Below are 2,909 nucleotides of genomic sequence, written 5' to 3' on the forward strand. Positions count from 1 at the left end.
CGCGCGGCGCAGGTTTTCGGCCGCCGCGTTCACCGCAGCCTGGGCCTGGGCGCGCTGGCTGATGGCGCGGTCAAGGGTCAGCGCCGGCTCGGCGCCCTGTTCGACCAGCGGCCGCATCACGGCTTCCTCGCGCTGGGCCAGGCTCAATGCTTCGCGGCGCTGGGCCAGATTGGCTTCGGCTTCGGCGGCAGCGCGGCGGGCCTGCTCGGCCCGGGCCAGCGCCATGCTGCGCTCGCTGGTCAGGGCGGTGGCATCGCTGCTCGCCAGCGCCTGTTCGCTGGCCAGCAAGGCCGGATCGACCCCGGCAACCTGAAGATTGTAGCGCTCGCCGCGGGCTTCTGCCGCCAGCCGCGCCTCACGCACCTTCAGCGCATCGACGCTGGCCTGTCCGGCCGCCGCGTCGGAGGCGCGCAGCACCGGATCGAGCTGGATCAGCAGCTGCCCGGCGGCCACTTTCTGGCCCGGCCTGACGGCAATGCGCGCCAGCGTGCCGCCTTCGAGGTTGGACAGCACCTGCAGTTGCGAGGCCGGGATGATGCGGCCCTGGGCGGCAATCACCACGTCCAGCCGCGCCAGCGCCGCCCAGATCAGCATCAGGGTGGTGAAGCCGACGATGCTCCACAGCAGGATGGACGGGAAATCCCGTTCGCGGCGGCCCAGCGCCAGCATGCGATCCGAAAGCCCGCTCATGCCGGGGCTCCGGTCGCGAGCGTCTTCAGCACGCTGTCCCGCGGCCCGTCGGCGACGATCTTGCCATCGGCCACCACGATGACGCGGTTGACCAGTTTCAGCATCAGCTGGCGGTGGGTGACGAGCAGGAAGGTGCGGCCCGACAGTTCGGGTTCCAGCCGCGCCACCAGCTGTGCCTCGGCCTGGTTGTCCATGGCGCTGGTCGGTTCATCGAACACCAGGATGCGCGGCTTGCCGGCGAGGGCGCGGGCGATGGCGATGCCCTGTTTCTGGCCGCCCGACAGGCCTTCGCCGCGATCGGCCAGCGCCAAGTCAAAGCCGTTTTCGAGCGCGCCGACCACATCATAGGTGCCCGACAATTTGGCGACGCGGATCAATTCCTCGTCACCCAGCGTCGGATGGGTCAGGGTGATGTTGTCGCGGATGGAGCCGGAAAACAGCGTCACGTCCTGCAGCACGGCGCCCATGTTGGCCTTCACGTCATCAGGGTGCAGCTGGCGCAGATCGGCACCGTCGATCAGCACCTGGCCTTCGTCGGGTTGATACAGGCCCATGACCAGCCGCGCGATCGAGGATTTGCCCGATCCGACCTTGCCAACGATCGCCACCCGCTCGCCCGGCTCGATGCGCAGCGACACGCCCGACAGCGCCGGCTGGCGCTTGCCGGGGTACCGGAAGCTGACATCCCGGAGCTCGATGGCGCCCTTCAGCCAGGTACGGCGCACACTGGTGCTGCTGCCCGATTGCAGCGGCGTCGCCATGAACTGGTCGAGCCGGCCGATGGCCGCGCGGGTGGCCGACAGACGGGTGAGCAGGCCGGCAACCTGGCCCAGCGGCGCCACCACCCGGCCCGACAGGATCGAGGCGGCGATCAGCGCACCCGACGACAATTCGCCCGTGGTGATCAGCAGCACGCCGTGGATCAGCGTGCCGACATAGGCGATGGTCTGCGCCGAACTGGCGATATTGATGGCGATGGCAGAGAGCAGCCGGCTCGACAGCGCGCTGCCGGCATTGTCGCGCATGGCCTGATTCCAGCGCATTTCTAGCATCGGCCCGGCGCGCCCGGCCTTGACTGTTTCGAGGCCCGAAACAGTCTCGACAACGACGCCCTGTTTGGTGAAGCCCTGGCCCAGATTTTCGCGCGCCAGCCGGTCGAGTGCCGGCTGCACGGCCAGGCTGGCCAGCACGACGACCGGGATCATCAGCAGCGGCACCAGCACCAGTTGCCCGCCAACGGCCACGATGACTGCGAGGAAGAGCAAGGTGAAGGGCAGATCGACCAGCGCGATCAGCGTTGATGACGCGAGGGTTTCGCGGATGGTTTCCAGTTCGCGCAGCAGCCCGGAGAAGGCGCCGGCCGACCCCTGGCGATCGGCCAGGCGCATCGAAAGCAGCCGGGCAAACATCTGGTTGCCCAGCGCGGCATCGACATCGCGGCCGGCGACATCAACGAACCAGCCGCGCAGCACCCGCAGGATGAAATCGAAGATCAACACCACCGCCATGCCGACCGACAGCGCCAGCAGCGATGCCGTCGCGCCCGACGGCACGATGCGGTTGTAGACCACCATTGAGAACAGCGAGGAGGTGAGCGCAAAGATGTTGGTGAACAGCGCCGCCACGGCCGCCCGGCCATAGCTGGCGCGGTGCGCCAACAGGGCGTCGGCCAGCCATGCTGGCAGGTAACGGAGCAACAGGTCTCTCACGGCGTCGGTCCGGCCGGGTTTGGTGCCTGGCCATCCACCAGTTGCAACAGGGTACCACGCCGGGCGAGCAGCAGCCAGCGCGCCATGTCGAGCCTTATCTCGGCATCCACCAGCGTCAGCCCGGCATCCAGTGCCTCGCGTTCCGAGGCCAGCAGATCGAACAAGGTGCCGCGCGACGCGGCAAAGCGCAGGCCGAACAGTTCGCGGGCGCGCATGGCCTCGGTAACGGAACGGCGCTGGGCGGGCAGGGCGGCGGCACGGGTGCGATACTCCGCTTCGGCCGAGGCCAGCTCGCGCGCCATTTCGGCGCTGATGCGTTCGGCGGCCAGATCGGCGCGGCGGGCGGCAGCGGAGAGTTCCGACACGCGCGCGGCTTCGGCGCCACCGGTCGAGAAGCGGGTGGTGACCGACACGGTGGCGCGCACGTCGTAATCCGGACGGCCGCCGCGGGCCACGTCATAGGCCGAACCCGACACGCGCGCTTCAACGCGGGGCAGGCGATCGGCCTTG

General features: G+C 69.1%; 2 protein-coding genes and 1 pseudogene. All 3 read right to left on the reverse strand.

Features of this window, described 5'->3' with window-relative positions:
• Positions 1–690, reverse strand: a pseudogene (locus tag GJ693_RS15110) (HlyD family type I secretion periplasmic adaptor subunit); the annotation flags it as partial.
• A complete protein-coding gene (locus GJ693_RS15115) occupies positions 687–2,399 on the reverse strand; it encodes a type I secretion system permease/ATPase (RefSeq protein WP_156257080.1) in 1,713 nt (570 codons plus the stop codon). The gene GJ693_RS15115 and the pseudogene GJ693_RS15110, both read right to left, overlap by 4 nt.
• Positions 2,396–2,909 (reverse strand): TolC family protein (locus GJ693_RS15120; protein WP_197042251.1); only part of this gene is annotated, 514 nt, incomplete at its 5' end. The genes GJ693_RS15115 and GJ693_RS15120, both read right to left, overlap by 4 nt.

It is taken from the genome of Sandarakinorhabdus oryzae (assembly GCF_009733735.1).
In the GTDB taxonomy this organism is placed as follows: domain Bacteria; phylum Pseudomonadota; class Alphaproteobacteria; order Sphingomonadales; family Sphingomonadaceae; genus Sandarakinorhabdus; species Sandarakinorhabdus oryzae.